The following is a 243-nucleotide window of genomic DNA, read 5'->3' as shown; positions in this document are numbered from 1 at the left end:
GATGGTGGCCTCGGCCCACATGAGCGTGCTGACGGCCAAGGTGGCCGGCGTCAAGCGGGTGGTCGCCGCCGCGCCTCCCTACAAGGGCAAGCCGCACCCGGCCATCGTCGCCGCCATGCATCTGGCCGGCGCCGACGAGATCCTGGTGCTGGGCGGCGTCCAGGCCGTGGGCGGCATGGCCATCGGCACCGAGAGCATCGCGCCGGTGGACATGCTGGTCGGTCCGGGCAACGCCTTCGTCGC

1 protein-coding gene is annotated in these 243 nt (G+C 72.8%); it reads left to right on the top strand.

Features of this window, described 5'->3' with window-relative positions; all coding sequences use genetic code 11:
* Positions 1-19: 19 nt before the first annotated feature.
* A partial coding sequence (locus G3576_RS31130; RefSeq protein WP_235952570.1) for a histidinol dehydrogenase occupies positions 20-243 on the top strand: 224 nt, incomplete at its 3' end.

The sequence above is a fragment of the Falsiroseomonas algicola genome (assembly GCF_011040385.1).
GTDB classification, from domain to species: domain Bacteria; phylum Pseudomonadota; class Alphaproteobacteria; order Acetobacterales; family Acetobacteraceae; genus Falsiroseomonas; species Falsiroseomonas algicola.
Note: the sequence above shows the minus strand (reverse complement) of the source record. Positions and strands in the feature narration are given on the sequence as shown.